Source organism: Caballeronia udeis, assembly GCF_001544555.2.
Lineage (GTDB): Bacteria > Pseudomonadota > Gammaproteobacteria > Burkholderiales > Burkholderiaceae > Caballeronia > Caballeronia udeis.
Map to the genome: position 1 here is coordinate 1 of NZ_FCOK02000236.1, position 619 is coordinate 619.

The window sequence follows — 619 nt, forward strand, 5'->3', positions numbered from 1 at the left end:
GATTATTTCGGTCGGCCTCTACATCATCATCCCGGTCATCCTCGCTCAACTGCTGCGCCGAATGCTGATGGCGAAGGGCGAGGCGCATTTTCGGAAGACCGTCACACATCTAGGCCCCTATTCGATCTGCGCGCTGCTCACGACGTTGGTGCTGCTCTTCGCGTTTCAGGGGCAGGCGATCATCAAGGAACCACTCGTCATTGCGATGCTCGCCGTGCCGATCCTTATTCAGGTGTTTTTCAATTCCGGTCTCGCATACCTGTTGAATCGCCGCCTTGGTGTCGCGCATTGCGTTGCGGGACCATCCAGTCTGATCGGCGCGAGCAATTTCTTCGAGTTGGCAGTGGCAACGGCAATCAGCTTGTTCGGCTTTCACTCCGGCGCGGCGCTGGCCACCGTGGTCGGCGTGCTGATCGAGGTGCCGGTGATGCTGCTGGTTGTCGGTGTGGTCAATCGATCGCAGCATTGGTATGAAGCAAAACACAGCATCAAAGGACCACGGGTATGAGCGTCACGATCTATCACAATCCGGACTGCGGCACGTCGCGCAACACGCTGGCCATGATCCGCAACGCGGGGATCGAGCCAGTGATCGTCGAATACCTGAAAACCCCGCCGA

General features: G+C 58.0%; 1 protein-coding gene and 1 pseudogene. Both read left to right on the plus strand.

Annotated elements, in window-relative coordinates; all coding sequences use genetic code 11:
• A partial coding sequence (locus AWB69_RS45410) for an arsenic resistance protein (protein ID WP_407923094.1) occupies nucleotides 1-508 on the plus strand: 508 nt, incomplete at its 5' end.
• Nucleotides 505-619, plus strand: a pseudogene (locus AWB69_RS45415) (arsenate reductase); the annotation flags it as partial. The gene AWB69_RS45410 and the pseudogene AWB69_RS45415, both read left to right, overlap by 4 nt.